The organism is Moorena sp. SIO3I6, from assembly GCF_010672095.1.
Map to the genome: position 1 here is coordinate 1 of NZ_JAAHHU010000499.1, position 3,087 is coordinate 3,087.

General features: G+C 42.1%; 2 protein-coding genes. Both read right to left on the minus strand.

Going from position 1 to position 3,087, the window contains the following annotated elements; genetic code table 11:
• Nucleotides 1–477: 477 nt before the first annotated feature.
• Entirely contained in the window at nucleotides 478–2,856 is a 2,379-nt protein-coding gene (locus tag F6K49_RS38590) for a CHASE2 domain-containing protein (protein WP_293105727.1), read from the minus strand.
• 37 nt (nucleotides 2,857–2,893) lie between these two features.
• Nucleotides 2,894–3,087: hypothetical protein (locus F6K49_RS38595; RefSeq protein WP_293105730.1), on the minus strand; the 194-nt coding region annotated here is incomplete at its 5' end.

Consider the following 3,087-nt stretch of genomic DNA (forward strand, 5'->3'; position numbering starts at 1 on the left):
ACAGGCTCGCCTTGTCTTGATGCAGTCGCTCATGGGGGAAACCCCCAAGACCGCGCTGCATCGCTAATCAATAAGTTTTAACCTTTTTTGCATAGCCTACCAACCATAAAGGCTCAGCTCAACGTAATCAGGTTTCGTCTCCGGGGGAAACCACGGCAATAGCGAGTGGGGAGACCCCCTTTGGCGGCGCTGCCTCCCCATGAGCGCTTAGGTGCGCTTGACCCGTGGCGAATTTAATTCGTCACGGGTCGCACCTCTGCATCGCTGATGACTGATTTATTGATCAAAAAAAGTATTACATATCAAGCCCGACTCATTTCTTTAGTTGGATTAAAATTTATTCAATCTTTAAACAAATAATCTTTTTATCAAAATTATCTAAAACAATTGGATGATCAATCTAGCCTTTACATTTGAGATGTAAACAGAAGCGCGATTAGTAAAGGCAAGATGCAAGAAGCAAAAAGCAAGATATAATCAAGTATCTAGGGATTTTTGGTAATATAAAAAACTGTCATCCTTGTTTACATTTGATTTAAAAATGCTAGAAACTACGATGGCTCCACTGGTTGCCACTAAGGCCAACGCTGATGGTATAAAAGGTATCCATCCCCCTTGGAGTAACAGACCATAACAGACTCCAGATAAAAGGCTGATACCAACAAAAACAGCAATTCCCAAGTAGGATGGGGAATGTAAACGCCAAACTAATAGGCCTCCCACCACAGACCAACTACCAATCCAAAGCATTTCCCCCCACTGTGGCAACCACCAGAGCAAGGGTCGTTGCTTCAAAACGGCACTAATAATCTGACTACTCATCTGAGCTTGAACCATAACCCCAGGTATTTTGTCAGACCATGGCCCTTTAGTATAGGGAGTCTGGTGTACATCCTTTAAATCTTTACCAACCCCAATCAAGACAATCTTATTTTTGACTAAATCCGGCAGTTGGGAGTCAAGTTTACCCTTGAGTAAGTCTTGGAGATTAACTTGTTTGGGATTATTGGCACGATAATTAAGGAGTATCTGATATCCCCTTGCATGTTCTGGCTTTAACTGATATCCACCAGCATTGTGTGCGAATTTCCGAAACACCACATCACCGATTTCTACATCCCCTGCTGAATTTCTCTTCATCGGCGGGATTCCCTCTTCGGCTAGGTAATTCAGAGCCACTTGTAAACTTAGAGAGTAACGAGTATTACAATTATCCGGATAGCCCATCCCTAGAAGTTGGCGACGGATAATATGATCTGGGTCACGAGGGAAATCACTAAAGCCGATCTGTTGTGATGTCATACCCGGTGGTGAAGCGATACCAGGGTGATCATTACTTTTCATTTGGCACACCGCAATGAAACGGGGATTTTGTTTCAATTGAGTCCCTAAGTTAGGTTCAAACTCAAAGTCATGATAAATATCTAAGCCAATCACTCGCGGTTGATAACGGTTGAGTTTTCGCAACAGTTCTGCCAAGGCTGTATCGGATAACGACCCTTTCCTCGACCAACCCATCTTTTCCTGATACTGAATATCAGGTTCATCCACCGCAATTACTAAAACCCGCTCATCCGGCTTTTCAGGTGGTCGCAGACCCATAAGATGGTCAAAAGCACGTAATTCTGATCCTTGTAACAGCCCAAGCAATCGCATTGTGATCACTGCGATAGTGACCATCAAACTTACCAGTAAAACCCTTGGGAGTTTGGGATTCTGGGGGATTGGGGGGATTGGAGGAATAGGCTTTGGGATCAAGTCTTCCCAAGTTGGCGGTTCCAGAGCAGGATTCTGAAATATCACTGGTAACCAACTGGCACAGGGATAGTTATCTTCTACCTCCTCCTGCAATCTTTTCCGGGTTTCCCAAACTGAATCCGATAAGGATTTTTGCTTTGTGGCAAATGCGTTGAGAAAATACCTTAAAAACGTCTGAGCTACCTCATCTGGCACCCGTTCCCGCATTACCAGGGTTGTCGAGATTGGTAAACTAACCAATTCTGCTGCTAATCCTAACCCATCACAGGAATTAAAAATAGCCAATTTTAAACCATTTTCAATCGCATTGCTTAGACCATACTTTAACTCCTCAATGGTTAGGCTTTCATCTTCATTGATGAAAAATCGTCCTTGTAAATTATCTTTCTGGGTAAAACTATGACCAGCAAAAAACAATATATCACACCTTTCATCCCATAATTCATGGCTTAATTCTTTTTTTTTGGGACTGATTAAAGGGACAATTTCTGCATCCGGTAATTCCTCCTGGAGTAATGCCAAATCCTTCTCGATATTAATCCCGGTGTCATCTCCTAGAATTGCCAATAGTCTGACTTTATTTCTAGATTGGTCGATTGCTTGGGAGGGTAAGGGAAATTCTGAGGTACTGAAATTAACCTCAATATCACAATCGGACAAGACATCCCAGAGATGCCAAGGCAATTGCCAAAGTTTGATATTATTAGTTTGAATAATAAACCGAATCTGGTCATTGGTCGATAAAGATTTTAACACTTGATCCCGGAAGCGTTGAAACTTTCTATCGGTTGAATTTAGCCAATTATTGATCGCCTCTTCTAAATCATGAGCTGAGTTGATAATTGAATAGTTGGTTATCTGTTCTGAGGGAGCTGTCAGTTTCCGATCCGGTGGATGCAGTTTGATTCTCCCTTGAGCACGATAGCTTAAGAGCCAACTGTTGCACAATTGGTTAATCTCAGGTGCTGGCGGTAACCAACCGTCAATTTCTCTAGCCATTAAATTATTTTCATTGGCATCAATACCAATTTTTAGGATTACCCGAAAGCCCTTTTTAAAATCACCATCAACTATTTTAAAGGTTACTAGTTTCGTCATTTTTAATCCCCTATAATTCAATTTATTAATAGTATTTTCAATTGGGTGGCAGAGAAAGTCCTTGGTTATAGGGAGTCGGGAGTCGGGAGTCGGGAGTCGGGAGTCGGGAGTCGGGGTAAGAAACTTGAATGTACCTGATAAGTATCAGAAACGCTATCTGAAAACCTTCCACCTCACAACCTTTAACTTTCAACCTCACAACTTTCAACCTCACAACTTTCAACCCTAAAG